The following is a 26,923-nucleotide window of genomic DNA, read 5'->3' as shown; positions in this document are numbered from 1 at the left end:
TGGTCGCGGGCCGGGGATGCGCCGCTGCTCGAGCCACGGGCGATACCGGAGGGATGCGGATTTTCGCCATTGGGGAAATGTCTGGTTTGGGCGGGGATGGTGCGGGGGTACTAGGGGGTGGGGGCGCGTACCGGTCGGGTTCGCCGCCCGGTGGCGGGGGTGTGCGCCGGAACAGGCGTCGTGTGCGTGAACGGTCACGTATCGTTTCGCTCTGTGACAACGCCTTCCGATATTCGAGCGCTCGCCGGTGAACTGTCGCTGGCGGTGGTGCGCTTGACGCGACATCTGCGCGGGCGGCGTGCCGATGCCCAGATTTCGCTGACTCAGCTCTCCGCGCTCGCCACCCTGAACCGGGACGGCGCCATGACGCCGGGCGCGCTGGCCGCCAAGGAGCGGGTACAGCCGCCGTCCATGACGCGGGTGATCGCGTCACTGTCGGAAATGTCGCTGGTGCAACGCGATCCGCATCCCACCGACGGGCGGCAGATCATCGTGTCGCTGTCCGAGAACGGGCGCGCCCTCATCGCCGATGAGACCCACGCCCGCGAGGCCTGGATGACCGATCAGCTCTCCAATCTCAGCCCCGACCAGCTGGCCGTGCTGGAGCAGGCCGTCGGGATCATGAAACAGATCGTGGACGAATCCGAGTAAAGATATCGCGCGCGGCTCCACTTCCCAGTGCTGGAAATCCGGGTACCGCGACGAGCTAGACCGGGGTTCGGCCGTAGTGCTCGTATTCGCGGGACAGCTCGTCCCGCAGGCTCTCGGTCAGCGGTTGATAGCGCAGGGATTTCGTATCACCCAGGTACACGGGATCTTTCGTGAGCCAGGATTCGCGGCGCAGTGCCGGTTTGTCGATCTTGCGGGTCGCGGTGACCGGAATGGATTCGGTGACGCGCACGAAGCGCGGCGCCCATTTGGTGCCGAGATCGGGTTGCGCGGCGAGGAATTCGCCGAATAGTTCCGGATCGAATCGCACACCCGCATCCAATTCCAGGGTCGCCATCACCTGATCGCCGGTGCGCGGATCCGGAATCGGGTAGACCGCCGCCAATTTCACGCCCGGAAACCGGGCGAGAATGCGTTCCACCGGTGCGGTGGCGAAGTTCTCGCTGTCCACGCGCAGGCGATCACCCGACCGTCCCGCGAAGTAGAAGAATCCCGCCTCGTCCTGATATCCGAGATCACCGGTGCGGAAGGTCGCGCCGTCCACGCGTTCGGCACTGGCCTCCGGATTGCGGTAGTAGCCCTCGAACATGGCCGCACCGGCGATATTCACGATCTCGCCGATCGCCTCGGATGCGTTGAGCAGAGTGCCGTCGGCGGCGAAAAGCGCACGCGGGCACTGTTTTCCCTGCTCGTCGTGAATCTCCACCGGCATGAACTCGGGTGCGCGGCCGAGCGCGCCCGGCGGTGAATCGTCGGTGAGCCGAATGACCACCCCGCCCTCGCTGGATCCGTAACTCTCCACCGGCGTCACCCCGAACCGGCGCGCGAACTCGGCCCGGTCGCGCGGCGCGGCTTCGGTCCCGAAAGCGGTGCGCAACTTGGTATCCCGCTCCAGCGGAGATTCCGGAGCGGACAGCAGATAGGCCAGCGACCGCCCGACATAGTTGAAGTAGGTGACCCCGAACCGCCGGATATCGGGCAGGAACCCGCTGACCGAGAAACGGCGGCGCATGGTGAAGGTCGCACCCGTGAAAACCGAAGGCGCCCAACAGGCCATGATGGCGTTCCCATGGAACAGCGGCATGGCGTTGTAGGTGACATCGGCGCGGGTCAGCGAACAGTGATTCATCGCGCCCAGCGCCGCCAGCCGTCCGGTCGTGCAGATCACCGCCTTGGGCGCACCGGTGGAACCGGAGGTGAAGGTGAGCAGCAGCCGTGTCGAGCGATCCCGGGCCTCGGGCGCGACCCACGCGTCCGTCGCGTATTCGGCGGAAACCCGCTCCCGCCACCGGGATTCATCGATATCCAGCACGCGATCGTCATCCACGCCGGTATCCAGTCCGGCGAGCAGAGCGCGCTGTTCCCCGTCGGTGATGATCAGATCGCAGTCCACGCCGCGAATATCGCCCGCCAGTTCCGCCCCGCGCCGCGTCGGGTTGATGCCTATCAGCGTCGCCCCGGCGAAGGCCGCGGCCCCGAGCAGGAAGATGTACTCGGGCACATTCTCCAGCAGCACTCCGAGGTGGAACGGCCGTCCGGGGCGGCGCAATTCGCGCAGAACCGCTGCGCGAGCGGCGCATTCGCGCACCACCTCGCGCCAGCTCCAGGTCGATTCCTCGAAAAGGAGCCCCGGATGGTCGTCAGCCGCGCGGAGTAGCAGCAGATCGGTGAAGGTCAGCCCCTGCTCGGCGGCCTCGGCGGGTGTGAGGCGCGGTATCTCGGGGCCGGTCGCCCACAGCGGATTGTCGTGCATACCACCACTGTGCCGCGTGAGCGCGGGGCTTATGCCCCGAATGCCCGGTCGCTGGGAACGATTTCGCGGCCGAGCGGGAACAGTGACACCGGGATCAATTTCAGGTTCGCCCAGGCGAACGGAATGCCGATGATGGTGATGGCCAGGGCGATGCTGGTGAACAGATGCCCGAGCGCCAGCCACCAGCCGGCCACGATGATCCAGATGATGTTGCCCAGCATGGAGGCCACGCCCGCGCCCGGCTTCTCGACGGCTTCGCGCCCGAACGGCCACAGCACGAACGAGGCGATCCGGAAGGACGCGATACCCCACGGAATGGTGATGATCAGGACGCAGCAGATGAGCCCGGCGACCACATAGCCCAGCGCCATCCAGAATCCCACCAGGACGAACCACAGGATGTTCAAGAGCAACTGGATCGGTTTCACATCTTCCAGCATGCCAGCGCCGCGCGGTCGCCGACACCGGGAAAACCCTGACTTCCAGGTGTGAACACCTGCCCAGGGTTGGCTGAATCCGTGGTTTGACCTCGAAAAGGCGTTGCCGCCCCGGCGTGATTGCTAATCTCTAGCAAGAGAAATATGTGCAGATCTAACCCGTTCTCCCGTCAAATAATGGACAGGGGCAAATTTTGAGCAACAAACTCAGGTTCGGTGCGGGCGCGGTCGTGCTGACATTCGCGGCCGCGAGCGCGCTCACCGGCTGCGGCAGTGATGATTCCTCCGACTCCGGTTCCAGCTCCAGTGCCACCTCGACCTCGGCCGCGGCGAGTGCCGCCGGTTCGGGCCCGGCCCGCAACCCCTACCTGGCCGCCGATAAATTCGCGGTCACGCACCTGGACCCCGCGCAGTCCGACAGTTTCCCGGACGAGGTGCCGCGCGGCACCTTCCATATCGACCCCGCCCAGATGCAGCGCGTGCCCACCGGTCCGGTCAGCATCATGACCCTAGCCTCGCCGTCGCCGGACTACATGTGGATCTCCTCCACCTCCGGCCCGCGCTACGTGGACGTCTCCAACGGCGGCTTCAAGGAAGTCGCGGCCATGGATGCCCCTGGCGTACAACCGATTTCGACGCAGCAGCTGGATCAGGTGCTGAACCGGCAGTTCACCGATACCGGCCAGATCGAGGCCGCCATCGCCCAGGACTGGGGCGGGGTCGATTGGACGCGCATCAGCAACGGCGTCTACGGCATGGTGGACAAGGACAACCACTTCTACTTCCTGAACCAGAACGCGGAGCTGTTCGTCTTCGGCCTGAAGAACAAGGACAAGCCCGCCGACGGTATCGAGATCATCGCGCAGAAGGATTTCAAACCGCTGCTGTCGACCTCGATGACCACGCTCGGCATTCCGGAGACCATCGTCGGCGCGGATATGACCTATGACGGGCATCTGGTGGTGCTGGCCTCCCGCGCGCTGTACGTGCTGAACCGGGACCTCACCGGCGACCCGCAGCAGATCCGCATCGGTGATGACGAAACCATCTCCAACTCGATGGCCGTGGATCAGGACGGCGGCATCTACTTCGCCTCCGACAAGGTCATGCGCAAGGCGGTGTGGAAGAACGGCAAACTCTCCACCGATGAGGCGGACGGCGGCTGGGCCTCACCGTACGACTTCGGCCGCCAGCCCCCGGCGGTGAAATTCGGTATCGGCACCGGCTCCACGCCGACCCTGATGGGCTACGGCAAGGACACCGACGAGCTGGTGGTGATCACCGACGGCTCCGACCATATGAAGCTGGTCGCGTTCTGGCGCAATAGGATTCCGGACGGCTTCCAGCAGAAGCCGGACACCAAGTCGAACCGCATCGCCGATCAGATCCAGGTGACCGCCGGACTCGACAATCCGCCGGAGTTCATCCAGTCCGAACAGTCGGTGGTGGTGAACGGGTACGGCGCGTTCGTGGTGCAGAACATCGGCGCGGGCGGCTCCCCGGACCGCCTGGTGGATGTGCTCGCCAACGGCCCGGTCGCCGAACCTCCGCACGGTATGCAGCGCTTCGAATGGGATCCCAAGGCGCACCGGTGGAATTCGGCGTGGACGCGCGGTGATGTGGTGTCCACCTCGATGGTGCCCGCGGTATCCACCGGCTCGGGCATCGTCTTCGTGAACGGCTACTCCAAGGCCGACGGCTGGGAGGTCACCGGCCTGGACTGGAAGACCGGGGAAACGGTGCACCGCACCATCTTCGGGCAGACCAACCTCGGCAACGGGGCGTACGCGATCGTCGAGGCGTTCCCGAACGGGGACCTGCTGTTCAACAGCATCGGCGGACCGTTCCGCGCCAAGATCGGCAAGTAGTACGTCGGATACGAGAAAAGGGTTGGGCGGCACCATTGGTGCCGCCCAACCCTTTTCACTTCACGAACTCAGAAGAACCAGCCCAACTCCGGATCTCGATCGCCCGTGAAAGCCGTATCGAAGGAGCGTAGCAGTGCCGCGTCCTTCACTTGAATTCGGTTGGCGGCGGCGAAGACTCGCGCCCGGTGCGCGCCGAAGTACAGGCTGCTCAGCACATCGATGCCGAGTTCGATCTCCGCCGCGCGGTCGGTGCGCTCGCATTCGGCCACCCCGTCCCGCACCCGCAGCGCGAAAGTGCCGCCCGCCTCACGGAACGGATCATCCACCGCCAGTACGGTATCCAGGTCCTCGCGGTAGGTGCGGGCCGTGAGCGCCGCGGGCACGTCCATGACGCGCGCCCAGAGTCCGTCGTAGCGGCTCTTGGTGCGCACCAGTCGCGGATCGGTCACCAGGAAGGGGAGTGGATCGTCGTCGACGAGGTCGGCCTCGATCTTGTCCAGCAGATCCAGGCTCAGCAGCACCCGCCACAGCGCGATATGGGCCTCGGGGGTGACGGCCTTGAACTCGGATACGAGCGCGACCGACTCATGATCGCGCCACTGCCGCCGATACAGCACATAACCGTCCGGATGGGTGAGCACGAACAGCGTGGACGCGCCGTCGCGGTAGCGGTCCGGATCACCGAACCAGATGTTCCAGTTCGCGTCGGGCCGATCCTGTCCGGCGGGCACCAGCCGCCGCCAGCGGTCGTACACCTCGCGAATGTGATCCTGCGAATCTGCCAGGGTAGCCGTTCGCACGCCACCGGGATCCGGTGTGCCGGGCCGGAATTCGGCCTTGCGGCGATCGATGGTGATCTCGCTCGCCACCGTTGCCGGGCCGTAGCCGAAACGGCCGTAGATGGTGCCCTCGCTCGCGGTGAACATGGTGAGCGGAATGCCCTCGGCCTCGGTGCGGGCGTGCTGTTCGGTGTACAGCGCGCGCAGGATGCCGCGGCGGCGATGGGTGGGCGCGACCGTCACGGCGGAGACGCCGCAGGCTCGAATCGTGTTCTCACCGGGAACGGTGACCGTCATGGTGCGGTCGACGGTGTGGCCGACGATGCGGTCGCCGTCGACGGCGACGATCGCGCGCTCGATCGGGAACAGGCCCGGGATATTGTCCTTCTCCACCTGGTCGTAGCGCATACCGAAGCAGACTTCGGCCAGCTCCAGGATGGCGGGAAAGTCGCTCTCGGTGGCCGAACGCAGGGTGATGCCATTCGTGAGTGCCATAGTCCGACCATCCCATGAATCGGGCATTCCGCGCATCGGGTTTTCCCCCGCGCGTGGCGCCACCCACCCCCCGACAGCTCCGGGTGGCGCCACTCGCCCCTGATCCCCCGGCTCGGCGCCTCCCCGCGCCTCACCGTCCCCCCGGGTGGTTCCGCGCCTCCCCGCGCGTCACCGTCCCCCCGGGTGGTTCCGCGCCTCCCCGCGCGTCACCGTCCCCCCGAATGGCTCCGCGCCTCCCAACGCGTCGCCGGTTCCCCGTGTGGCCGAACGCCTCCCCGCGTCCAGCCGGTTCCCCCGTGTGGCTCGGCGCCTCCCCGCGCTTCGCCCGGTTCCCCATATGGCTGAGCGCCTCCCCCGCGCCCTGCAGGTTCCCCCCGTCGAGATCGTCTCGATCTCGTGAGAACTACTTTGCCGGGCGGCGCTGATGATCTCCTTAAAAAGACCTTGCAGTGTTAACGGCTGTGCAGGAACGGCTTCCGGAATGACGAAACCCGCCTGCCGAGTGCGGCAGGCGGGTTCGATGTCGAGTGCGACGGGGGAGCGATCAGCGCTCGGTGATGCCCCGGTAGTCGCGCGCCTCGTAGCCGGTGTAGATCTGGCGCGGGCGGCCGATCTTCAAAGGCTCGCCGTGCATTTCACGCCAGTGCGCGATCCAGCCCGGCAGCCGGCCCATGGCGAACAGCACGGTGAACATGCGGGTCGGGAAGCCCATGGCGCGGTAGATGACGCCGGTGTAGAAGTCGACGTTCGGGTACAGGCGACGCTCGATGAAGTACTCATCGGTGAGCGCGGCCTCTTCCAGCGCCTTGGCGATATCGAGCAGCTGATCGTCGCCGCCGATCTTGCGCAGGATGGTGTCCGCGGCCTGCTTGACCAGGGTCGCGCGCGGGTCGAAGTTGCGGTAGACGCGGTGCCCGAAGCCCATGAGCTTCACGCCGTCTTCCTTGTTCTTGACCTTGCGGATGAATTCCTTGACGTCGCCGCCGCCGGCCTTGATGTCGTCCAGCATCTCCAGCACGGCCTGGTTGGCGCCGCCGTGCAGCGGACCCCAGAGCGCGTTGATACCGCCGGAGACGGAGGTGAACAGGTTGGCGTCGGACGAACCGACAAGGCGCACAGTCGAAGTCGAGCAGTTCTGCTCGTGATCGGCGTGCAGGATGAGCAGCATGTCCAGCGCCGCGGCGACCTCGGGGTCGACCTCGTACGGCTCGGCCGGGAAGCCGAAGGTCATGCGCAGGAAGTTCTCGACCAGCGACAGCGAGTTGTCCGGGTACAGGAACGGCTGGCCGACCGACTTCTTGTAGGCGTACGCCGCGATGGTCGGCAGCTTGGCCAGTAGTCGAATGGTGGACAGCTCGACCTGCTCGGGATCGCGCGGGTCCAGCGAATCCTGGTAGTACGCGGACAGCGCGTTCACCGCGGACGACAGCACCGGCATCGGGTGCGCGTTGCGCGGGAAGCCGTCGAAGAAGCGCTTCAGATCCTCGTGCAGCAGCGTGTGCCGGCGGATCCGGTCGGTGAAGTCATCCAGCTGGGCCTGGGTCGGCAGCTCACCGTAGATGAGCAGGTAGCTGACCTCGATGAAGGTCGACTTACCGGCCAGCTGCTCGATCGGGTAGCCGCGGTAACGCAGGATGCCGGCTTCACCGTCGATGTAGGTGATCGCGGACTTGGTCGACGCGGTGTTCATGAAGCCGGGGTCGTAGGTCACGTACCCGGTGCTGGCCAGCAGCTTGCCCAGGTCGATCCCGTCGTTGCCCTCGACGGCCTTGGCGACCGTCATCGGGTACTCACCACCGGGGTAGGACAGCACCGGCTTGGCGTCTTCGTCGACGTTGATGATGTTCTCAGCGGGCACGGAAGGATCCCTCTCAGGCTTGAAACCATAGGCATCGGCGCGGTGGCGCACGACGCGCTTGGCTCAACGCTAGTCGCTGTCCGGTAAGCCCGACTAACGAGGGTGGTCCTTAACTACCTCACAGTCACATGGTCGCGATGTGAGGATCGGTGCGGTTATGCGCTATAGGCATGGGCCGCACCGCCCGTCCCGGCGTGTCGGCTAGTCGTTGCATACGGTCTTGATGATGCGCGAGTCGTACGCCACGCGGGCGCGATCCTCGGCCTCGTCGCGGGTGGAGCCGTAGCGGCCCACGTACTGGCGCAGGCTGTCGGAGTGGCTGATCGAACCGCATTCGGTGAAGGCCACCAGCACCTCGCAATTGCGCCCGTTGCAGCGATTGAGCGCCTCGGCCTTGGCCGCGTCCTTGGTGGAGTAATTCCACGACGCGTGCCAATTGCCCTCGTCGGAGACGGCGATGGCGCCCCAGTAGGTGCCTGTGGCGCCGGCCTGCGCGGGTACCAGCAGTCCCGCGCCGCCGATGGCGGCCATGGCGATGGCGGTGGTGATGGCCTTGGTGGTGAAGGACTTTCGCATGATGTTTCCCCGTGCATCCGGTGGTGCTGTGCTCTGGACGCTTATGAAATTAGGGGCCGGTCTTTGCGAAGTCCTTGGAAAATTCTTATCGGACGCTCAGGCGACGACCGGGGATTTCAGGCCGGAACCTCCGCGTGCGCCCGCGCCACCCGGTACCGCACGAAGGCCGGGAAGATCAGTGCCGCGATCACCATGCCGATCACCACGAGCACGCCACCGCCCGCCGCGGCGGCCGCGGTACCCACCGCCGCGGCCGCGAAACCGTGTGCAACATCACCGATTCTCGGTCCGCCCGCGACCACCACGATGAACACGCCCTGCAGCCGTCCGCGCATCTCATCGGTGGCCACCGACTGCAACATGGTGGTGCGCAGCGCCGCCGAGAACATATCCACCGCACCGCCGAAAGCCAAGGACCCGAACGCGATCCAGAGCGCCACCGTGGTGCTCAGACTATGCCCGGCCGCCCCGACCGCCAGGCCGAAGCCCACCATGCCCAGACCCCACAGCACGATCAGCACCACAACGGCCAAGCCCTGCCTGCGAATTCGCGACAGCCAGCCGGAGAACACCCCGCCCAGCACCGCGCCCACCGACATGGCCGCGAACAGCAGACCCAATGCGTGACCGCTGCTGGCGGTATCGCCGAAACTGTCCTGCGCGATCTGCGGGAACAGCGCGCGCGGCATGCCGAACACCATGGCCACCACGTCGACGGCGAAGGACGCCAACAGGATTCGCTGCGTGGCCAGGTAGACGAAGCCGTCCGCGACCTCGCGCAATCCGGCGCGCCGGGATTCACCGGTCGGCGGGATCGGCGGCAGTTTCCAGGTGGCCCACAGTGTGGCCAGCAGTGCGATGGAGTCCAGCAGATACAGCGTCGAGAGCCCCGACACCGGAATCAGCATGCCCGCCACCACCGGTCCGGCGATCGCGCCGAACTGCATGACGGTCATGGACAGCGAATTCGCCGCCGGGAGTTGATCTTCCGGCAGCAAACGCGGGTAGATGGCGCTGCGCGCGGGCTGATTCACCGCGAAGAACGCCTGCTGCACCGCGAACAGCACCAGGATCAGCCAGGGGTTGTTCAGTCCGGCCGCGGCCTGTCCCCAGAACGCGAGCGCCGTCAGGCCGGTGCCGGTGCTGGTGATGAGCAGCAGTTTGCGGCGGTCCATCACATCGGCGAGGGCGCCGCCCCACAGGCCGAACACGATGAGCGGAATCAGGCCGAAGAGTCCGGCCAGTCCCACATAGGAGGAGCTGTGCGTGATGTCGTACAGCTGCTTGGGCACCGCTACCACCGAGAGCTGCGCGCCGATCACGGTCACGACACCGGTGGTCCACAACCGTCGGTAGTCGGGGTTGCGTAAGGGGGTTATATCGGCGAGCAGCTTCACCGCGGTGACAGTAATGGGATGAATTGCGGTGCGACTAGCCTTTTTCGGGGGTCGTCCCATGATTCGGACGTGAGAAACCCCACGCGCCGAACCATTGCGATCATGCTGGTCAGGGCTGCAATCGTTCGATCTTCATGGCGGCGATATCGGGATTGCCCGGTTCCACCAGGACACGAATGCGATTGTGCATCCGGCTGCGGCGGCCCTGCCAGAACTCCAGCGATTCGGGCCGCAACAGGAAACCGCCCCACTGCGGTGGCACCGGAATCGGATCGACCTCCGCGAAACGCGCGGTCAACTCGGTCAACCGCCGATCCAATTCCTCGCGCGAGGCGATCGGCCGCGATTGCAGCGACGCCCATGCCCCCAATTGCGAACCGCGCGGCCGGGACTGCCAATAGACGGCCGTGGTCTCGGGCGCGACCTTGTGCACCGGACCACGCACCGTCACCTGCCTGCCCAACGCGGGCCAGACGAAAGTGGCCGAGGCATAGGGCGTCGCGATCAGCTGCCGCCCCTTGAACGATTCGTAATTCGTGTAAAAAGTCACACCCTCGGGCGAGAGTCCTTTGCACAGCACCGTCCGCGAGGACGGCCGCGGCCCCGAATCGGTGAGTTCCACCGTGGCCAGCACCATGGCATTGGAATCGGTCACCCCGGCCGCGGTGGCGTGCTCGATCCAGTTGCGCAACAACGGTTCCCAGCCGTCCGTCAACCAGCTCTCGTCGAGGTCGGTTTCCGGGCCCGGATGATTGTCGCCGGCGTCCACTCCGTACTCCACGCGCAGCGCCGCGATATCGAGGTCGGGAGTGGCGTAATTCTCCTGGTCGCGCATGGGCCAGACGTTACTCCGGAGTAATGCGGGCGTTAAGGTCTAGGGGATCGGCGTGGCTGCCCATGGATCGGGCAGCCCGATTTGCAAGGAGAGTCACAACATGACTGCCAGCGCTGCGGCCAGCCCTGTCATCCCAGCTGATTTCGTCAGCGGCCTCGAAGGCGTGGTGGCGTTCACCACCGATATCGCCGAACCGGATAAGGATGGTGGCGCGCTCCGGTACCGCGGCGTCGACATCGACGACCTGGTCGCCAACCGGGTCACCTTCGGTGACGTGTGGTCCCTGCTCGTCGACGGCGAATTCGGCCACGGCCTGCCGCCCGCCGAACCCTTCCCGCTGCCCATCCACACCGGCGACGTCCGCGTCGATGTTCAGGCCGGGCTCGCCATGCTCGCCCCGATCTGGGGCTACCAGCCGCTGCTGGATATCGACGACGACACCGCCCGCGACAACCTGGCCCGCGCCTCGGTGATGGCGCTGTCCTACGTCGCGCAGTCCGCGCGCGGCATCTACCAGCCCGCGGTCCCGCAGAAGAAGATCGACGAGTGCACCACCATTACCGAGCGGTTCATGACCCGCTGGAAGGGTGACCCGGACCCCAAGCACACCGAGGCCATCGACGCCTACTGGGTGTCCGCCGCCGAACACGGCATGAACGCCTCCACCTTCACCGCCCGCGTCATCGCCTCCACCGGCGCCGATGTCGCCGCGTCGCTGTCCGGCGCCATCGGCGCCATGTCCGGCCCGCTGCACGGCGGCGCGCCCGCCCGCGTGCTCCCGATGATCGAGGAAGTCGAGAAGACCGGCGACGCACGGGCACTGGTCAAGGGCATCCTGGACCGCAAGGAAAAGCTCATGGGCTTCGGGCACCGGGTCTACCGGGCCGAGGACCCGCGCGCCCGCGTGCTGCGCGCCACCGCCCAGCGCTTGGACGCCCCGCGCTACGAGGTCGCCGCCGCCCTGGAGCAGGCCGCGCTGGCCGAACTGCGCGAGCGCCGCCCGGACCGCGCCATCGAGACCAATGTCGAATTCTGGGCCGCGGTCATCCTCGACTTCGCCGAGGTCCCGGCGCATATGATGCCCGCCATGTTCACCTGTGGCCGCACCGCCGGCTGGTGTGCGCACATCCTGGAGCAGAAGAAGCTCGGCAAGCTGGTCCGCCCGGCCGCCATCTACACCGGCCCGGCCCCGCGCCTGCCCGAGACCGTGGCCGGCTGGGAGACCGTCGTCCGCAAGTGATCTCGCCCGCGAGTGATCAGGTGCTTGCCCGGTAGGCAACGCCCGCAAGACGATTCGAGGCCCGCAGCGGAATCCGCTGCGGGCCTCGGTGTTTCGGGCCGACTCCGGCTTTACTGCACCTTCACGACCACGGTGTTGACGATCTTGTCCGCCAGGGTTTGCCGCTTGGCATCCCACAGCGGCATGAACCAGCCGATGTAGCAGGCGAAACTGTCCACCACGTGCAGCAGTTTGCGGCCGAACGCCAGGCCGAAACCGACCGGCTGACCGGTGGATTCGCGCACCAGGCGAATGCCGACGATCTTCTTGCCCGGCGTCTGCCCGGTGCTGCCCTCGCGGTAGATCAGGAAGATCCCCGCGCCCACGGCGAGCACGAACACCAGGAACAGCAGGATTCCGCCGAACGCGTTCAAACCGCCGCCGGTGCAGCCCGCGCTGTAGCTGCGCGAGGTGCTGTAACTGCTGCTGTACGAGGAGCAATCCACCGAATCGGTGCCGACCGTCATGGCCAGGATCTCCAGGATGACCACGGGCAGGAAGAACATCAGCCCGTCGAGCAGGTACGCGCCCGCCCGCGCGGCCCAGCTCGCGTACTCACCGAGCGGTGCCACCGGCGCGCCGTAGGGGGAGTAGCCGCCGTAGGGCTGCTGCTGGTTGTAGTCGTATCCGGGTTGCTGTGCATAACCCGGCTGCTGTGCATAACCGGGCTGCGAAACCGGCTGCTGCTGTTGATAACCCGGCTGTGACACGGGCTGTTGTGGATAACCGTAGCCCGGCTGCGCGTCCTGCGGCGGGTAGCCGTAACCCGGCTGCGCCGGGGGCTGCTGGGGTGGATAACCGTATCCGGGCTGCTGCGGCGGATACGGGTTGTTCGGGTAGGTCATGTACTTCCTCATCGCGCGTCGAAACGGCCGGTACCGGAAAGGGGATCGGTACCGGGCACCCCCCGATTGCCGCCGAGTGGCTGTCGGCGGCAAGGTGACTGGGCCGATACAGTCTGGAGCACCGGGGCGACAACGGCGCGCCGGGGCTCTCCACGGTGGAAAGCGCCCGGCGGAACATGACACGTTCCGCGAGTCCCGCGGCCGAACAATGAATTACGTGTGCCCGAATTGTGGTGGTGAATAGGTTGCGCGCCCGCGAAGGTCGAAATAACGGTGATCGGAATCCTGGGCTTCGGGTCGTAAGTGGCATAACCTGCGCAAGTGCTCGATGCAGGACTCTCGCGGAGAACTTTGTTCACGGTCGGTGCGGCCCTGGCCGCCGGCGTGGTATCCGCAGGCTGCGGTAAGGCCAGCGGAAATGCCGCGGACCGCGTGCTGGAAGCGCCGCGGCCGCGGCCGGATAGGGGGCTGACGGCGAATCTGCCGCTGGCCAAGGGCGGTTTGAGCCCCGACGCGGTGGCGGCCAAATACGCCGGGAAGAAACCGAACCAGTGGGGAACGGATATCTCCGGCATTCTCACCAATTTCGATACCTCAGGTAAGCAATTCGCGCTCACCTTCGATGCCTGCGGTGGTCCCGGCAATAACGAAATCGACGAAAATCTGCTGAGTCTGCTCATCGCACAGCAGATTCCGGCCACCCTGTTCCTGAACAAGCGCTGGATCGACGCGAACCAATTGCGTGCCGCCCAGCTCGCGGGCAATCCGCTCTTCGAACTCGCCAACCACGGCACCGCGCACCGCCCGCTCTCGGTCAACGGTCACGCCGCCTACGAGATCAAGGGCACCGGCTCACCGCAGGAGGCCGTCGACGAGGTGTGGGGCAATCACGAACGCCTCACCCAGCTCACCGGCCACGCACCGCGCTTCTTCCGCACCGGCACCGCGCATTACGACGAACTGGCCGTGAATATCGTCCAGGACCTCGGCGAAGTGCCGGTCGGCTACTCGCTCAACGCCGATTACGGCGCGACCTCCAATGCCGCTCAGGTGCAGGCGAACATGATGAAGGCCGCGCCCGGCGGCATCTCGCTGGCGCATATGCACCGACCCAAATCCGGTACCGGCCCCGGCATGTACGCGGCGCTGACGGCCTTGAAGGGCAGCGGTTTCCAGTTCGTCCGCCTGCCCTAGCGAATCGAAGTTCGCGCGTATCAATCGAGTTCGCGGGAAGCCTGCCAGTCGACCGTCACCGATTCGCCGCGATCGACTGTGAAGAACGCCACTTCGAGGTGGCGGCCCAGGTCCACCAGTTCCAGCGCGGCCAGCGGAACCGGCTGAATGATGCGAATCCGCCAGGGCGCGGGCTCATCCCAGGCATGCAGTTCCAGATCCAGGCGCAGCACCGGATCATCGCGGCCGGTGTAGTCGGCGGCCACCGGGGTGGCCGCGAGCACGGTGGCGCGGGCGCGGCGGCCGTCGGCCAGGATTTTGGCGATATTGGTGCGGCTCGCCTCCTCCACGGCCGGGACGTACAGCACCACGCGATCGTGATCGCCCGGATCGACGCGGCAGGAGATCACATCGCCGGGCTGCATCCATTCCTGGTCAGGGGTATTGACGCGCTGCCGCACCCGGGTCTCGTACGCGTGCCGGTCCTCCAGCTGGACGCGCACCCAGAATTCCTGGCTCGGCCCGGGGAAATCCCGGGTCCGGGGATCGCCGTCCGGGCGCTGATCGGCAGGCCGCGGGGCGCTGCCGGCCGCGCCGGGCTCGACCTCGGAACGGACGCTGAGAATTGTCGCGGTGCCCTCGGTGCCGTGCATGAGCAGTTCACGGCGGGCGGCATCGTCCAGGGCCGGACCGCGCCGGGTGAGCCCGTGCGACCCGAATTGGGTGGACAGCCGCAGTCCGGTCAACCGGCGCAACAGGCCCGGGCGCGGCTCCGATTCCGGATCGGCAACCGCTCGACCTGCGATAACACCTTGTGCGACGGTCGAATTCGGGGGCTCGGCGGTATCGCCGGCGGGAGATCCAGGTCGCTCGTGCGCGGCCATGTTCATGCTGCTGAACGGTAGTGCGTCTGTGGTCCTCACCACAGCGATACCCGCCGTTTGCCGAAGCCCGAGGTCCGAACGTGTTGCAGGGCCGACCCACTCGTTTCGCGACGGATGCGCAGCCTCTACCCTTGTCGCCATGACCTCTGCGTTCCCGACCATCCCCGACGATCTCAAGCCCGCCGACGGACGGTTCGGCTGCGGACCCTCCAAGGTGCGTCCCGAACAGCTGCAGTCCCTGGTGGATACCGGCGCCTCCGTGTTCGGTACCTCCCACCGGCAGAAGCCGGTCAAGGACGTGGTGGCCCGGGTGCGTTCCGGCCTGCGCGAATTGTTCGCCCTGCCCGACGGTTACGAGGTCGTGCTCGGCAACGGCGGCACCACCGCGTTCTGGGACGCGGCCGCCTTCGGCCTGATCCGCGAGAAGTCGCTGCACCTGACCAACGGCGAGTTCTCCTCCAAGTTCGCCTCGGTGGCCAAGGCCAACCCCTTCATCGGCGACCCCATCGTGGTCAAGGCGGAGCCGGGCAGCGCGCCCGAGCCCACCTCGGATCCCTCGGTCGACCTCATCGGCTGGGCGCACAACGAGACCTCCACCGGTGTGGCCATCCCGGTGTCGCGTCCCGCGGGTTCGGAGAACGCGCTCATCGCCATCGACGCCACCTCCGGCGCGGGCGGTCTGCCGGTGAACATCGCCGATTCCGATGTGTACTACTTCGCACCGCAGAAGTGCTTCGCCTCCGACGGCGGCCTATGGATCGCGCTGATGAGCCCCGCCGCGCTGGCTCGCGTCGAGGAGATCAAGAACTCGGGTCGCTTCACCCCCGAATTCCTGTCGCTGCCCATCGCGATCGACAACTCCACCAAAGATCAGACCTACAACACCCCGGCGCTCGCCACGCTGTTGCTGTTCGCCAATCAGATCGAATGGATGAATGGCAACGGCGGTCTGGACTGGGCCGTGAAGCGCACCGCGGATTCCTCGTCGCGCCTGTACAACTGGGCCGAGACCAGCGAATTCGCCACCCCGTTCGTGGCGGATCCGGCGCACCGCTCGCAGGTGGTCGGCACCATCGACTTCAATGATTCGGTGGATGCGGCACAGGTTGCGAAGGTATTGCGCGCCAACGGAATCGTCGATACCGAGCCGTACCGTAAGCTGGGTCGTAACCAGCTGCGCGTCGGTATGTTCCCGGCCATCGATCCCGAGGATGTTTCCCAGCTGACCCGCAGCATCGATTGGGTTGTGCAGCAGATCGGCTGAACCGCAAACTAAGACACAGTAGGCGGCGCGAGAGTCTGGCGACAGATTTTCGCGCCGCGTGTCTTGCCCCATGAATCACAGAAGTGCACTACTGTTCCAGAACGTGGGCGGAGAAGCGAGCCTGACAGCTGTGTAGACGCAGCACTGTGTTCGATGCAGTGACAAGGAGGTAACGGTGCGTGAACTTCGAGTAATCGGATTGACGCCCGATTCCACGCACATCGTGTGCATCGATACCGAGAGCGGTCAGAAGTACCGGCTCCCCGCCGATGACAAACTGCGTGCCGCTGCCCGCGGAGATCTTGCCCGGTTCGGACAAATCGAGATCGAAACGGAAGCCACGATGCGCCCTCGCGATATCCAGGCTCGAATCCGTGCCGGTGCTTCGGTGGAGCAGGTCACCGAAGAGTCCGGAATGCCCGCCAGCCGGGTGGAGCGTTTCGCGTATCCCGTTCTGCTGGAACGCGCCCGGGCCGCGGAGCTCGCGCAGAAGGCGCATCCGGTCCGCAATGACGGTCCCGCCGTCGAAACCCTCATCGAGATCGTCTCCGCCGCCTTCGCCGAGCGCGGCCACAATATCGACGTCGCCGAATGGGACGCCTGGAAAGACGAAAAGGCGTACTGGGTCGCGCAATTGCAGTGGCAGGCCGGACGTTCGGTCATCGCCGCGCACTGGCGCTACCAGCCCGACGCGCACGGCGGTTCCGTTGTGCCGCTCGATGATCCGGCCTCGGACCTGATCGATCCGGACTTCGGCCGCGCTCTGCGCGGTCTCGCCACCATCCTGCCGGATCAGAACGAACCGGTCATGGTGGAGGCCCCGGCGTCCACGCCGCGCACCACCGCGCCCGTCCCGCGCGAGGAGCGCGCCGACTACGAGTCCGCGCCCGCCCGGGTCGCCAGCCAGCAGTCCATGGACGGCTACTACGAGCAGCGCGCCGCCGTCGGTGACGGCACCGTGCCCGCACCGTCCGCCGCCGCGTCGGCTCCGGCCCCGGTGGCCACCCCGACGCCCCCGGTGACGACTCCGCCTGCCGCCCCGGCACATTCGACGCCGGAGCGCACGCCCGAACGCAACGCGCCCGAACGCACCGCCGCGACCGCACCCGATCGAACCGCGCCCGCCGCTCCCGAGCGGACCGTGCCCGAGCGGACCGTGCCCGACAAGGCCGAGCCCGCTCCGGCGCAGTCGGCGCCTGCCGCGACTCCGGCCGCGTCGGCTCCGGTGGCGGAACCCGCGGTCGCGGAACCGGCCACGGCGGCTCCGGCCGCCGCGGCGACCACCGCGCCCGCGACGCCGCCCGCCGCCAAGCCCGCGGCGAAGCAGAATCGGGCCAAGCGTGGCGGTAAAGCCCCCATGCCGTCGTGGGAAGACGTACTCCTGGGCGTGCGCAGCTCCGGTCACTGACGCGCGTCCCGCGGTGCGTTCGGTTGCGGGACCGAATTCGAAGCTGAAAGTTTGCTACAGCGCTGAAATTGTTGCGCCCCGATTGCCGGGGGCGCTTTTTCGCGTTTCCGGTTGCCGAATCGGTGCCGATAGCGGCGGGAATGCGCCGTTGCATTGGCAAACTGCCTGAATTGTCCGAAGGTTCCCAGGCGGCGGCAAGTTCGCCGCGCCGGGGGAGACCTTGCGCAACAGCGACATTTCGACGGGCGGGCGGGTAGATTTTATGGTGGTGGCGGTGATGGCCGGGGCCGTCCGCGCCGACGCCGAGAGCGGCCACCGAATGTTGCGGATAGTTTGCCAATAGTGGTTCGCAAGGAATTCGGGAGGTGCGAAATGCCATCCACTGTCTCGTCCCTCTGGTACGTCGACGCCTCCGATCCGGTCGGCGTACTGCGCGCGCATCCGGGACCCGATCCCGAAGCCGCCTTCGCGCTGGCCCGCCAGCTCAATCCGGATCGCGATGTGGTGCCCGCCGCCTCCGGCACCATGAAGGTGTGGGCCGGGCCGGATCCCGAATCCATCTATATCGGCTGCTATCCCGGCGTCACCGTGGTCTGCTCCACCCAGGCGGCACTGCCCAGACCGACGAGGCTCCCCGAGCTGCTGGTCCGTCCGCTCGCCTCCGAGCACACCTATCTGGTGTCCTACGACCTGTCGCTGGGCTGGGGCGCTTTCGCGGAATGGGAGCGCGGGGAATTCCGGCGGTCGTTCAGCGCCAGCCGGGTGAACATCCTCGAGGACGAGGGCATGCCCCGGGTATGGGAGCGGCCGTATTGGGCGGGTGAACACCCCATCGAATTGGAACCCGGCGAAATGGCCGATCCACAGCTATTGCCGTTCGACCCACCGGATTTCGCCGATGCCGCCAATCAGGAATGGCTCGGCTTCCGCTATCGCGGCAAATTCTCCGAGGACGCGCTCACCCCGGATCTGATCGAGGTCTGCGGATTCTCGCTCTTCCCCAAGGGCCAGGCACCCGCCGTGGACGAACCCGCCGCACCGGTCACCGTCGAACGCAATGGCAAGCGCGGGCTGTTCGGCTGGCTGCGCGGCAAGGACCGGGACCGCGTGTCCTGACTGCTGCGGGCACCGCACGGCTCGACGCGCGAAACCGGCTGGGACGCACGCCGAGTCAGTCGGATCAGTGAGTTCAGCTCGCCAGCAGGGCGATCCAGGCCAGTAACACGCCCACGCCCAGACCCGCGATCACCCAGCGTGTCACCGGCTGGAAGCGCCAGCGCCAGGCCGTCGGAGTGACACCGCCCACCGCGACCACATTCACCAGCGCCGAGAGCAGCGGATGAATCTGCGCCAGTGCGGATCCGAAGGAGTAGACCCCGGCCGCGGTCAGCAGCGCCACGAAGGCGATGACGGCGATACCGCTGGCCCACGGGGTCGGCTCGGAATAGCCGTAGCCGTAGGGGCCGTCGGGCGGATAGCTCACTGGGCCGGTCCTGAACTCACTGGGCACGCACTCTTTCGTAGAAGGCCATGGCGGCGGCGGTCGCCACATTAAGGGAATCGGTGCCCGGTGTCATGGGGATGCGGGCGCGAATATCGCTGGCGCGCATGGTGTCCTCGGTCAGGCCGGGGCCCTCCGCGCCGAGCAGCAGGGCCACCCGGTCGCCGGTCATGGCGTGCGCGAGGGTGTCCGCCTTCGGATCCGGGGTGAGCGCGATGATCTGGAAACCTTTGTCGCGCAATATATTCAGGCCATCGGGGAGTTCGGGCAGCGGTGCGAAGGGGATGCGCAGCACATGCCCCATGGAGACCCGCACCGAACGCCGGTACAGCGGATCGGAGCAGCGATCGCCGAACAGCACCGCGTCCGCGCCCAGGCCCGCCGCGTTCCGGAAGATCGAGCCGATGTTCTCGTGATCGTTCACGCCCTCCAGCACCGCGACCGTACGCGCCCGCGCCAGCACCGCTTCCGCGGTGAGTTCGGGCGGCCGTCGCGCCGCGGCGAGCACACCGCGATTGAGATGGAATCCGACGATCTCCGCCATCACCTCGGCGGTGGCCCGGTAGTACGGCACGTCGATACCGGCCAGCTGCTCGGCCAGCACCTCGTATTTGCGCGCCACCCCCAGCAATCCGGAGGGTGTGAACCGCGAGGCCAGCATGCGTTCCACCACCACGGTGCCCTCGGCGATGACCAGCCCTTTACCGCCGGGCAGGTCCGGTCGCCGATCGGCATTGCTGAGGTCGCGGAAGTCGGCGACGCGCGGGTCGGCGGGGTCGTCGATATCGATCACTTCGGCCACGGGGCTATTCTCGCGCGACATCGTTCCGGGCTCTTGCGGGGCACAGCTCGAGGTCGATCCGGGGCACAGCATAAGGTGATTGACGATCCCGATCCCCTATCGAAGAGGACAACCATGACCAAGCCGGAAATCGAGTTCCAGGACGGGCCCGCCCCCGCGACGCTGGTGATCAAGGACCTCGTCGAGGGCACGGGCGCACTGGCAGAGCCCGGCTCCACCGTCGACGTGCACTACGTGGGCGTCGAGTTCGACAACGGCGAAGAGTTCGATTCCTCCTGGAACCGCGGCGAGTCCATCAAGTTCCCGCTGCGCAACCTGATCCAGGGCTGGCAGGAAGGCATCCCCGGTATGAAGGTCGGCGGCCGCCGCCAGCTCACCATCCCGCCGGAGCTGGCCTACGGCCCCGCCGGAGCCGGACACCGCCTCTCGGGCAAGACCCTGGTCTTCATCATCGATCTGCTGGACGTGCTGAACTAAGCGCTTCGCGTTCGAAAAGCGAACGCCCGCCTCGTGGAAGCGAGGCGGGCGTTCGTTGTGTGGGCATCTTCGCACTTCGGGGTTCCGGGGTGTGCCCCCGAAATCTCTCCTCGGTGTGGCTGTCAGGAGCCGACGATGGTGTTCATGATGGTGCCGGCGCTGGTGGCCGTCGCACCGCCGAGCATGGCGTTGGCGACCATTTTGGGGGAGCCCGCTCCGCCGCCCCACTTCTCCCAGGCGAACTTTCCGCCGCCGTAGGTGATGGCGGCGATGCCGGACATCTGGGTGAACCAGGTGAAGTAGCGGAACATCTTCATCATCTTGTCGGCCATGGGCGGGGTCTCGGCCGTGGGATTGCCCATTTGCGCGAGGACTGTGCCGTACATGTCGTGCGCGGCCAGCAGCATGCTCACGATCGTTTCCTCTCCGGTACCGGGGCGCTGGGGGGTGGAGCCGTGGCGCGGGTGGGGCAGGAGCGTCAAAAACTGATCGATTAGAACAATTCGGTCATGAGTGTAACCGGAAGAACCGCCGATTGTTGCTGATTGTTTGCCAACGCTTTATTGGCGCAGATTATTTGCGGACGATCTCCACCGGATCGGTGAGCGCGGACGCGATCGCCGACTGCTGCGGCACCCCGCGCTGCGGCAGCGCGTTCAACGCCTGCGTGGCCTGATTGCCCAGCGTGGTCGTGACCGCCTGCAATTGCGACACCCCCGAGGTCAGCGCGTTCAACGCCGCCACCAGCTGCGTCTTGCCCTGATCCGCCAGCGCCGGAATGCTCGCGGCCAGCTGCCCGCCCTGATTCAACTGCGCACTCGCGTCACCGAGGCGGGTCGCGCCATCGTGCAGCAGCTGCCCGATCCGCGTTTCCGGGGTGACGGTGGTGCCGACCAGATCGCCCACCCCGTTGAGCTGGCCTCCGGCCTGGTTCGCCACGACCTGCAAACCCTGTAGCTGGGTGATGATGCTCGCCAACTGCGGATCGCCCGCGAACGGCAGACCCTGCAGCAGCGGCACGATGGCATTGATGCCCGAACTCAGTTGATCGGCCGCCTGCGACACCTGTCCGACGGTGACCCCGGTCGAATCCAGCGCCGTGCCGAGATCGTTCGCCTGTTTGGTGGCCGCGCCGACCGTGGTGTTCAACTCGGTGATGGCCGAAGTAATCTGTCCCGCACCGGCTTTCGCCTGATCCAGGAAGGCCAGCATCTCATCGGCCCCGGAGCCGAACTGCTGTGCGCCGTCGGCGGCGGCCTGTACGCCCGCGCTCAGCAGCGTGCTGGTCATGGAGACCTGCTGCAATTTCCCGCGCGCGCTGTTCATCGAGGCGAAAAGGGTGTCGAGTCCGGACGCGCTGATTTTCTTTGTCACGTCATTCACCGCATCGTTCACGATATTCGCGTCGGCGCGATCATTGGTCGTCACCGTCACCTGCGCCCGCTGCGGTTTATCGGTGCCGAGCGAGGCGATATCGGCGGACAGTTCGGTGGGCAGTGTGATGATCACCGCGTAATCGTCGGTGCTGGCCGAATCGACCACATCCCACTCGCGAGTTCCGCTGTCCTGCAACGCCCTTGCGATTTTGGCACCGGTGGGCCCGGTATCGCCGTTGATGAGCGCCACCCCGGTGGGCGCGGGCGATATGCGCAGATACGCGATTACACCGGTGGTGACCGCGGCTACCAGTAGGAGAGCGAACAGGGCCAGCCGAGTGCGATGTTTTCCCAACACTATTAAGACCGTAGAGGTACCTATTGCCGTCAGCTCTGGCGTTTCTCTGAGAATTCGGTAAACACTGGGGTATCCGGCAATTCCAGTACCAGTCGCACGCCGCCGAGCAGTCCGTCGTCGAAATAGGCTCGCCCGCCGTGCAATTGCGCCTGCTGTGCCACCAGCGCCAGCCCCAGCCCGGATCCGCCCTTGGCGGCCTGACTGCCGCGCGCGAAGCGTTCGAAGACGGTGGCGCGTTCGGCGGCGGGGATGCCGTGCCCATTGTCGTCGACGCTGATCACAATGTGCCCGAACGGATCTCGATGCGCCGACACCAGCGCCTCGGTCGCGCCGCCGTGCCGCGCGGAATTGGCCAGGGCATTGTCGATGGCCAGGCGCAGCCCGGTGGGCAGGCCGCGGGTGACGAGTTCGGCATCGGTGTCGATGCGCACCTTCAGATTCGGGAAGTGCCGGTTGGCGTCGTGTGCGGCGGCATCGATGAGTTCGGCCACATCGGTGGCCACGTGATCGCGGGCATTGGTGAGATCCCCGGCGGCGAGCCGTTCCAGCGCCGCGAGGGTGGATTCCACCCGGTTCTGCCCGCGATGCAGGTCGATGAGGATTTCCGCGCGCTGCGCCTCGTCCAGGTCCAGGGTGCGCAGCACCTCCAGATCGGTGCGCATGGCGGTGAGCGGGGTGCGCAGTTCGTGTGCGGAGACGGCGGCGAAATCGCGGGCGGTCTCCAGCGCGGCGGCGGTTTCGGCCTGCGCCCGGTCGATGCGTTCCAGCATGGTGTTGACCGCGTCGGCGAGCATTTCCGATTCGCGCACCCCGTGCCCGTCCACGGGCAGCGGGCCGCCGGGTTCGCCGTGCCGGTCCAGCTGCCGGGTCAGGTTCGCGATCGGGCGCACCGCGCGCCCGCCGAACAGCCAGCCCAGTCCGGCCGCCGCGGCCACGGCCAGCAGCGCCGCCCACAGCACCCAGCGCCGCTGCGCGGCCGTGGTGCGCTCGTTCTCGGTGGTCGGAATGCCAAGGGAGACAACACGTCCGGACGGTTGATTCTGGGTGGTGGTGAGCACCCGGTAGGTATTGCCGTCCACGGTGACGGTGTGATTCCCGACCGGTAGCGCGGGCAGCTGCACCGAGGTGCTGGCCAGTGAGCCGTCGGCATTGCGCACGGTCAGGGCCATATCGTTGGTGGGTCCGAGCACGCCGAGCACGGTCACCGCGAGCACCGGTTCGATGAGCACCACCCGCGAGGTGACGGCCAACTGCTGATCGGCCTGCGCGAGGTTATTGCGCTCGATGGCGTACATGGTGAACCAACTCAGCGCCGCCACAATGATTGTCGCGCCGAGGGCGGCCGCCGCGGCGACGCGCGCCCGCAGTGAATACGAGCGGCGTCGCGGACTGCGCGGGCGGTTCACGGCGTCATTTCGGTGCGCGCAGCACGAATCCGACGCCGCGAATGGTGTGCAGCAGCCGGGGTGTGCCGTCGGTCTCGAGTTTGCGGCGCAGATAGCCGACGAAGACGTCGACCACATTGGTGTCGGCGGCGAAGTCGTAGCCCCACACCAGTTCCAGCAGTCGTTCCCGGCTCAATACCACTCCGGCGCTGCGCGCCAGTGTGGACAGCAATTCGAATTCCCTCTTGGTGAGCTCGATTTCGTCGCCGTGCAGCAGTGCGCGATATCCGGCGACGTCGACTTCCAAGGGCCCCACCGTGATTCCGCCCGGTACCGAGGACGGCGGCACATCACTGCGCCGCCGCAGCAGCGCCTTGATCCGCGCCACCAGTTCGGCCAGCACGAACGGTTTCACCAGGTAGTCGTCCGCACCGGATTCCAGTCCGGCGATGCGGTCGTTGACCGAGCTGCGCGCGGACAGCACGCAGATCGGCACCTCGTTGCCCATGGCGCGCAGGGCGGTGACCACGCCCGCGCCGTCCAGGATGGGCATATTCATATCGAGCACGATGGCATCGGGTGCGGTCTCGTTGACCGCGCGCAGCGCCTGCGCGCCGTCCCGGGCGATGACCACCCGGAAGCCCGAGAGCCGGAGCCCGCGTTCGACCGAGACAAGAACATCCTCGTCGTCATCGACGACCAGGACAGTAGGTAACTCGCCGCGTTCGCCCACGGGTTCCATTGTCGCAGTCTCTGCCTCAGTAGTTGTGGCAGGTGTCGGCGACGGTCTGGATGGTGGCGGCCATACCGGAGGCGCGCGGATCGTTCGCGGCGGAGTTCGCGGCGTCCGGGTTATCGCGCACATAGGCGTCGAATTCGGCCTGGCGCTGTGCGGGCGACTGATCGAACTTGGCCTGCAATTCGGCCTTCTGCGACGGGTTCTGATCCAGCAGCGAGGCCAGGGCGGGGGCCTTGTCGTGCAGTGCGGCGTCGACCTGGGCGAAGGTGCAGGTCGAATTCAGCAGCGGCGCGGCCAGATCCAGCGGGCTCGCGGAGGCGGTGGCGGGGGCCAGTGCGATCGCGACGGTGGCGAGCGCACCGGCGCCGAGGATCGCGGCGGTCCGGTGGTTACGGACGAAACTCATGTATCGGCCTTTCTCAGCGGTACACGGGTCCTGCGACCCGTGCCCGCCCGACGCTAGGCCACCGCCATGGGAGTCCCGTGAACGATCTCTGAGAAAACCGTGTGGGTGCCCGAATTCGCCCCGGTCAGCGGGTGATTCAGGCGGAGGGCGCGGTATCTCCGCTCGGCGCGGCGGCATTGGGGTCGATGCGCCGGAACGGGGTGGTGGCCGCGGTCGCGGCGTCGGCGGCCGCGATGCGCTCCTTATCCTCCATCAGCGTCACCGCATCGCGGATCTGCTTCTCCAGGGTGGGCAGCATGCCCGCGTCCTCGATGGTGGGCGGCACCTCGAAGGTCTCGCCCGCCGCGATCTGGCGCATGGTGCGGCGCAGGATCTTTCCCGATCGGGTCTTGGGCAGCGAGGTCACCGCGACCACGTCGTACAGCGTGGCGATGGCGCCGACCCGATCCCGGACCCGCTCGATGACCTGGGCGCGCAACTCCTCGGGCGCGATATCGACACCGGCCTTGAGCACCACGTATCCGATGGGCCGCTGGCCCTTCAGCTCATCCGGCACCCCGACCACCGCGGTCTCGGCGACCAGCGGATGTCCGGCGATGGCGGCCTCGATGCCGCCCGCGGACAGGCGATGTCCGGCCATATTGATCACATCGTCGCTGCGGCCGAGCACGAACAGATAGCCGTCCTCGTCGAAGAAGCCGGAGTCGCCGGTCAGATAGTGCCCGGGATAGGCGGAGAGATAGGAGCGCTCGAAGCGCGCGTCATCACGCCACAGCGTGGTCAGCGTGCCGGGCGGCAGCGGCAGCCCGATGACGATATTGCCCTCGGTGTTCGGCGGCACGGCGTTGCCCTCCGAATCCAGTACCCGCAGCCGATAACCGGGCACGGGAACCGAGGCCGATCCGGCCTTGATCGGAAGCTGTTGCAGTCCAAGCGGATTGGCGCAAATGGGCCAGCCCGTCTCGGTCTGCCACCAGTGATCCACCACCGGGCAGTCCGGCCGATCGGCGAGCAGGGTGTCGACCGACCATTCATAGGTGGCCGGATCCAGCCGCTCACCGGCGCAGAACAGCGCGCGCAGGGTGGACATGTCATGCCGCTTGGCCAGCGCCGCTTCGGGATCGGCGCGGCGGATGGCGCGCAACGCGGTCGGCGCGGTGAACATCACATCGACCTGGTAGTCCTCGATGAGCCGCCAGAACGTGCCCGCGTCCGGCGTCCCGATCGGCTTGCCCTCGTAAAGGATGGTGGTCGCCCCGACCAGCAGCGGCGCGTACACGATGTACGAATGGCCGACGACCCAGCCGATATCGGAGGTCGTGAGCATGGTCTGCCCGGCATTGACGTCGTAGATATTGCGCATCGACCAGGCCATCGACACCGCGTGCCCGCCGTTGTCGCGGACCACGCCCTTGGGCTTTCCGGTGGTGCCGGAGGTGTAGAGGATGTACAGCGGATCGGTCGCGGCCAGCGAAACCGGTGCGGCCGGTTCGGCGTCGCGGATCGCCTCATCCCAGTCCAGCCAGCGCGCGGCCACGGTCTGTGACGAATCAGGCAGATATTCGGTGGCGGCCTGTGCCGCGGAGAAGCGCAGTTCGGGGAAGCCGTCCCGCGCTTTGACCAGCACATTGCGCGGTGCGGTGGTCTCGGCGATATCCAACGCCTGCAACACGATCGGCGGGTATTCGATACGGCGGCCGGGTTCGAGCCCGCCGGAGGCTGTGATGATCAGCACAGGTTCGGCGTCATCGATGCGAGCGGCCAATTCGTGCGCCGCGAAGCCGCCGAAAACCACCGAATGCACCGCACCGATGCGAGCACAGGCGAGCATCGCGATAACGGATTCCGGAATCATCGGCATATATATGACGACTCGATCGCCGGTTTTCACACCGAGTCGCACCATGGATCCGGCAAATCGGGCGACTTCGTCCAGCAGCTGTGCGTATGTGTAAACACGCCTGGTGCCGGTCATAGCGGAGTCGTATATTAGGGCGGGCTGATCGGCGCGACCCCCCTCTTGACCGCCGGAACCGCCCTCCGAGGGTGTGATCTCGCGCACATGACGATCAAGTGCGTTGTAGGAGGTGTTGAGGCGAGCGTCCGGAAACCAGCGCGCGGTCGGGCGCGCATTCGAGTCGAGGATCTGGGTGGGCGGAACATCCCAGCTGATGGATTCGGCCGCGGTGCGCCAGAACTCCGAGGGATCGACCAGGCTCAATTGATACGCCGGTCGGTACTCCTGCTTCGCGTTCAACCCCGTGACTCCCTAGCTCCGCAGCACGCATGTGAAGGGCATGGATGCCCGCCTCGATAGATCAGCCTGATTGTGGCAGACTTCACGCGACGTCCGGGCGGA

General features: G+C 66.6%; 25 protein-coding genes. 8 read left to right on the top strand and 17 right to left on the bottom strand.

What is annotated here, in order from left to right; translation table 11 throughout:
• Window positions 1–213: 213 nt before the first annotated feature.
• Window positions 214–651, top strand: coding sequence for a MarR family transcriptional regulator (locus AB0L82_RS25895; protein ID WP_364641415.1), 438 nt, complete (start codon window positions 214–216; stop codon window positions 649–651).
• A 55-nt stretch (window positions 652–706) separates the two neighbouring features.
• On the opposite strand, the gene AB0L82_RS25890 is transcribed toward AB0L82_RS25895, so the two are convergent.
• The gene (locus AB0L82_RS25890) at window positions 707–2,422 is read right to left on the bottom strand and encodes an AMP-binding protein (RefSeq protein ID WP_364641412.1); all 1,716 of its coding nucleotides are present in this window, start codon (window positions 2,420–2,422) and stop codon (window positions 707–709) included.
• A 29-nt stretch (window positions 2,423–2,451) separates the two neighbouring features.
• Window positions 2,452–2,841, bottom strand: a complete 390-nt coding sequence (locus tag AB0L82_RS25885) for a YccF domain-containing protein (protein WP_364641785.1) — start codon at window positions 2,839–2,841, stop codon at window positions 2,452–2,454.
• A 212-nt stretch (window positions 2,842–3,053) separates the two neighbouring features.
• Here AB0L82_RS25885 and AB0L82_RS25880 point away from each other — a divergent pair, with 212 nt between their 5' ends.
• A complete protein-coding gene (locus AB0L82_RS25880; RefSeq protein WP_364641409.1) occupies window positions 3,054–4,727 on the top strand; it encodes a hypothetical protein in 1,674 nt (557 codons plus the stop codon).
• A 68-nt stretch (window positions 4,728–4,795) separates the two neighbouring features.
• Here the strand turns inward: AB0L82_RS25880 and AB0L82_RS25875 are convergent, their stop codons facing one another.
• The 5 genes from AB0L82_RS25875 to pdxH form a co-directional block, all read right to left on the bottom strand.
• The gene (locus AB0L82_RS25875; protein ID WP_364641406.1) at window positions 4,796–6,001 is read right to left on the bottom strand and encodes a GNAT family N-acetyltransferase; all 1,206 of its coding nucleotides are present in this window, start codon (window positions 5,999–6,001) and stop codon (window positions 4,796–4,798) included.
• Between the two features lie 544 nt (window positions 6,002–6,545).
• Window positions 6,546–7,859: a citrate synthase gene (locus AB0L82_RS25870; RefSeq protein WP_364641403.1), complete on the bottom strand. Its 1,314-nt coding sequence runs from the start codon at window positions 7,857–7,859 to the stop codon at window positions 6,546–6,548.
• Window positions 7,860–8,060: 201 nt separating this feature from the next.
• Window positions 8,061–8,435: a DUF4189 domain-containing protein gene (locus AB0L82_RS25865; protein ID WP_364641400.1), complete on the bottom strand. Its 375-nt coding sequence runs from the start codon at window positions 8,433–8,435 to the stop codon at window positions 8,061–8,063.
• Window positions 8,436–8,551: 116 nt separating this feature from the next.
• Entirely contained in the window at window positions 8,552–9,832 is a 1,281-nt protein-coding gene (locus tag AB0L82_RS25860) for an MFS transporter (protein ID WP_364641397.1), read from the bottom strand.
• Between the two features lie 109 nt (window positions 9,833–9,941).
• On the bottom strand, window positions 9,942–10,667 hold the full coding sequence (gene pdxH / locus AB0L82_RS25855) for a pyridoxamine 5'-phosphate oxidase (protein WP_364641394.1): 726 nt from the start codon (window positions 10,665–10,667) through the stop codon (window positions 9,942–9,944).
• Between the two features lie 100 nt (window positions 10,668–10,767).
• Between pdxH and AB0L82_RS25850 the strand changes: the two genes are divergently transcribed.
• On the top strand, window positions 10,768–11,907 hold the full coding sequence (locus tag AB0L82_RS25850; protein WP_364641391.1) for a citrate synthase 2: 1,140 nt from the start codon (window positions 10,768–10,770) through the stop codon (window positions 11,905–11,907).
• Window positions 11,908–12,017: 110 nt separating this feature from the next.
• On the opposite strand, the gene AB0L82_RS25845 is transcribed toward AB0L82_RS25850, so the two are convergent.
• Complete coding sequence (locus AB0L82_RS25845; RefSeq protein ID WP_364641388.1) at window positions 12,018–12,791, bottom strand: RDD family protein; 774 nt, start codon at window positions 12,789–12,791, stop codon at window positions 12,018–12,020.
• A 321-nt stretch (window positions 12,792–13,112) separates the two neighbouring features.
• On the opposite strand from AB0L82_RS25845, the gene AB0L82_RS25840 reads away from it, so the two are divergent.
• Window positions 13,113–13,985, top strand: a complete 873-nt coding sequence (locus AB0L82_RS25840; RefSeq protein WP_364641386.1) for a polysaccharide deacetylase family protein — start codon at window positions 13,113–13,115, stop codon at window positions 13,983–13,985.
• A 20-nt stretch (window positions 13,986–14,005) separates the two neighbouring features.
• Here AB0L82_RS25840 and AB0L82_RS25835 read toward each other — a convergent pair whose 3' ends face one another.
• Window positions 14,006–14,854: a hypothetical protein gene (locus tag AB0L82_RS25835; RefSeq protein WP_364641383.1), complete on the bottom strand. Its 849-nt coding sequence runs from the start codon at window positions 14,852–14,854 to the stop codon at window positions 14,006–14,008.
• 133 nt (window positions 14,855–14,987) lie between these two features.
• Here AB0L82_RS25835 and serC point away from each other — a divergent pair, with 133 nt between their 5' ends.
• From serC to AB0L82_RS25820, 3 genes are all read left to right on the top strand, one after another.
• The gene (gene serC / locus AB0L82_RS25830; protein WP_364641380.1) at window positions 14,988–16,112 is read left to right on the top strand and encodes a phosphoserine transaminase; all 1,125 of its coding nucleotides are present in this window, start codon (window positions 14,988–14,990) and stop codon (window positions 16,110–16,112) included.
• 175 nt (window positions 16,113–16,287) lie between these two features.
• On the top strand, window positions 16,288–17,520 hold the full coding sequence (sepH, locus tag AB0L82_RS25825; protein ID WP_364641377.1) for a septation protein SepH: 1,233 nt from the start codon (window positions 16,288–16,290) through the stop codon (window positions 17,518–17,520).
• A gap of 372 nt (window positions 17,521–17,892) precedes the next feature.
• Window positions 17,893–18,636 carry a hypothetical protein gene (locus AB0L82_RS25820; protein ID WP_364641374.1) on the top strand — a complete coding sequence of 248 codons (744 nt, stop codon included), beginning with the start codon at window positions 17,893–17,895 and terminating at the stop codon, window positions 18,634–18,636.
• 73 nt (window positions 18,637–18,709) lie between these two features.
• Here the strand turns inward: AB0L82_RS25820 and AB0L82_RS25815 are convergent, their stop codons facing one another.
• Together AB0L82_RS25815 and AB0L82_RS25810 are read right to left on the bottom strand one after the other, a co-directional pair.
• Entirely contained in the window at window positions 18,710–19,003 is a 294-nt protein-coding gene (locus AB0L82_RS25815) for a DUF2537 domain-containing protein (protein WP_364641371.1), read from the bottom strand.
• Between the two features lie 16 nt (window positions 19,004–19,019).
• Entirely contained in the window at window positions 19,020–19,823 is an 804-nt protein-coding gene (locus AB0L82_RS25810) for an RNA methyltransferase (protein ID WP_364641367.1), read from the bottom strand.
• 114 nt (window positions 19,824–19,937) lie between these two features.
• On the opposite strand from AB0L82_RS25810, the gene AB0L82_RS25805 reads away from it, so the two are divergent.
• The gene (locus AB0L82_RS25805; protein ID WP_364641364.1) at window positions 19,938–20,300 is read left to right on the top strand and encodes an FKBP-type peptidyl-prolyl cis-trans isomerase; all 363 of its coding nucleotides are present in this window, start codon (window positions 19,938–19,940) and stop codon (window positions 20,298–20,300) included.
• A 122-nt stretch (window positions 20,301–20,422) separates the two neighbouring features.
• Here AB0L82_RS25805 and AB0L82_RS25800 read toward each other — a convergent pair whose 3' ends face one another.
• The 6 genes from AB0L82_RS25800 to AB0L82_RS25775 all read right to left on the bottom strand — a co-directional run bounded on the left by AB0L82_RS25800 (window position 20,423) and on the right by AB0L82_RS25775 (window position 26,821).
• Window positions 20,423–20,707 (bottom strand): hypothetical protein, encoded by a 285-nt coding sequence (locus AB0L82_RS25800; protein WP_330185534.1) that lies wholly within the window; start codon window positions 20,705–20,707, stop codon window positions 20,423–20,425.
• Window positions 20,708–20,873: 166 nt separating this feature from the next.
• Window positions 20,874–22,034, bottom strand: a complete 1,161-nt coding sequence (locus AB0L82_RS25795) for a hypothetical protein (protein ID WP_364641361.1) — start codon at window positions 22,032–22,034, stop codon at window positions 20,874–20,876.
• A gap of 29 nt (window positions 22,035–22,063) precedes the next feature.
• Window positions 22,064–23,440, bottom strand: coding sequence for a HAMP domain-containing sensor histidine kinase (locus AB0L82_RS25790; RefSeq protein ID WP_364641358.1), 1,377 nt, complete (start codon window positions 23,438–23,440; stop codon window positions 22,064–22,066).
• Between the two features lie 4 nt (window positions 23,441–23,444).
• Entirely contained in the window at window positions 23,445–24,161 is a 717-nt protein-coding gene (locus AB0L82_RS25785; protein ID WP_364641355.1) for a response regulator transcription factor, read from the bottom strand.
• Window positions 24,162–24,177: 16 nt separating this feature from the next.
• Window positions 24,178–24,564 carry a hemophore-related protein gene (locus tag AB0L82_RS25780; protein WP_364641352.1) on the bottom strand — a complete coding sequence of 129 codons (387 nt, stop codon included), beginning with the start codon at window positions 24,562–24,564 and terminating at the stop codon, window positions 24,178–24,180.
• Between the two features lie 136 nt (window positions 24,565–24,700).
• A complete protein-coding gene (locus AB0L82_RS25775) occupies window positions 24,701–26,821 on the bottom strand; it encodes an AMP-binding protein (RefSeq protein WP_364641349.1) in 2,121 nt (706 codons plus the stop codon).
• Between the last annotated feature and the right edge of the window lie 102 nt (window positions 26,822–26,923).

Source organism: Nocardia sp. NPDC052001, assembly GCF_040680615.1.
In the GTDB taxonomy this organism is placed as follows: domain Bacteria; phylum Actinomycetota; class Actinomycetes; order Mycobacteriales; family Mycobacteriaceae; genus Nocardia.
This window is presented reverse-complemented; position numbering and strand designations above follow the sequence as displayed.

Excerpts from the sequence above, each read along its gene's own strand:
- AB0L82_RS25890 (WP_364641412.1), bottom strand. The coding sequence starts at position 2,422 with ATGCACGACAATCCGCTGTGGGCGACCGGCCCCGAGATACCGCGCCTC.
- AB0L82_RS25875 (WP_364641406.1), bottom strand. The coding sequence starts at position 6,001 with ATGGCACTCACGAATGGCATCACCCTGCGTTCGGCCACCGAGAGCGAC.
- AB0L82_RS25865 (WP_364641400.1), bottom strand. The coding sequence starts at position 8,435 with ATGCGAAAGTCCTTCACCACCAAGGCCATCACCACCGCCATCGCCATG.
- pdxH (WP_364641394.1), bottom strand. The coding sequence starts at position 10,667 with ATGCGCGACCAGGAGAATTACGCCACTCCCGACCTCGATATCGCGGCG.
- AB0L82_RS25850 (WP_364641391.1), top strand. The coding sequence starts at position 10,768 with ATGACTGCCAGCGCTGCGGCCAGCCCTGTCATCCCAGCTGATTTCGTC.
- AB0L82_RS25845 (WP_364641388.1), bottom strand. The coding sequence starts at position 12,791 with ATGACCTACCCGAACAACCCGTATCCGCCGCAGCAGCCCGGATACGGT.
- AB0L82_RS25835 (WP_364641383.1), bottom strand. The coding sequence starts at position 14,854 with ATGAACATGGCCGCGCACGAGCGACCTGGATCTCCCGCCGGCGATACC.
- serC (WP_364641380.1), top strand. The coding sequence starts at position 14,988 with ATGACCTCTGCGTTCCCGACCATCCCCGACGATCTCAAGCCCGCCGAC.
- AB0L82_RS25820 (WP_364641374.1), top strand. The coding sequence starts at position 17,893 with ATGCCATCCACTGTCTCGTCCCTCTGGTACGTCGACGCCTCCGATCCG.
- AB0L82_RS25805 (WP_364641364.1), top strand. The coding sequence starts at position 19,938 with ATGACCAAGCCGGAAATCGAGTTCCAGGACGGGCCCGCCCCCGCGACG.
- AB0L82_RS25800 (WP_330185534.1), bottom strand. The coding sequence starts at position 20,707 with ATGCTGCTGGCCGCGCACGACATGTACGGCACAGTCCTCGCGCAAATG.
- AB0L82_RS25785 (WP_364641355.1), bottom strand. The coding sequence starts at position 24,161 with ATGGAACCCGTGGGCGAACGCGGCGAGTTACCTACTGTCCTGGTCGTC.
- AB0L82_RS25780 (WP_364641352.1), bottom strand. The coding sequence starts at position 24,564 with ATGAGTTTCGTCCGTAACCACCGGACCGCCGCGATCCTCGGCGCCGGT.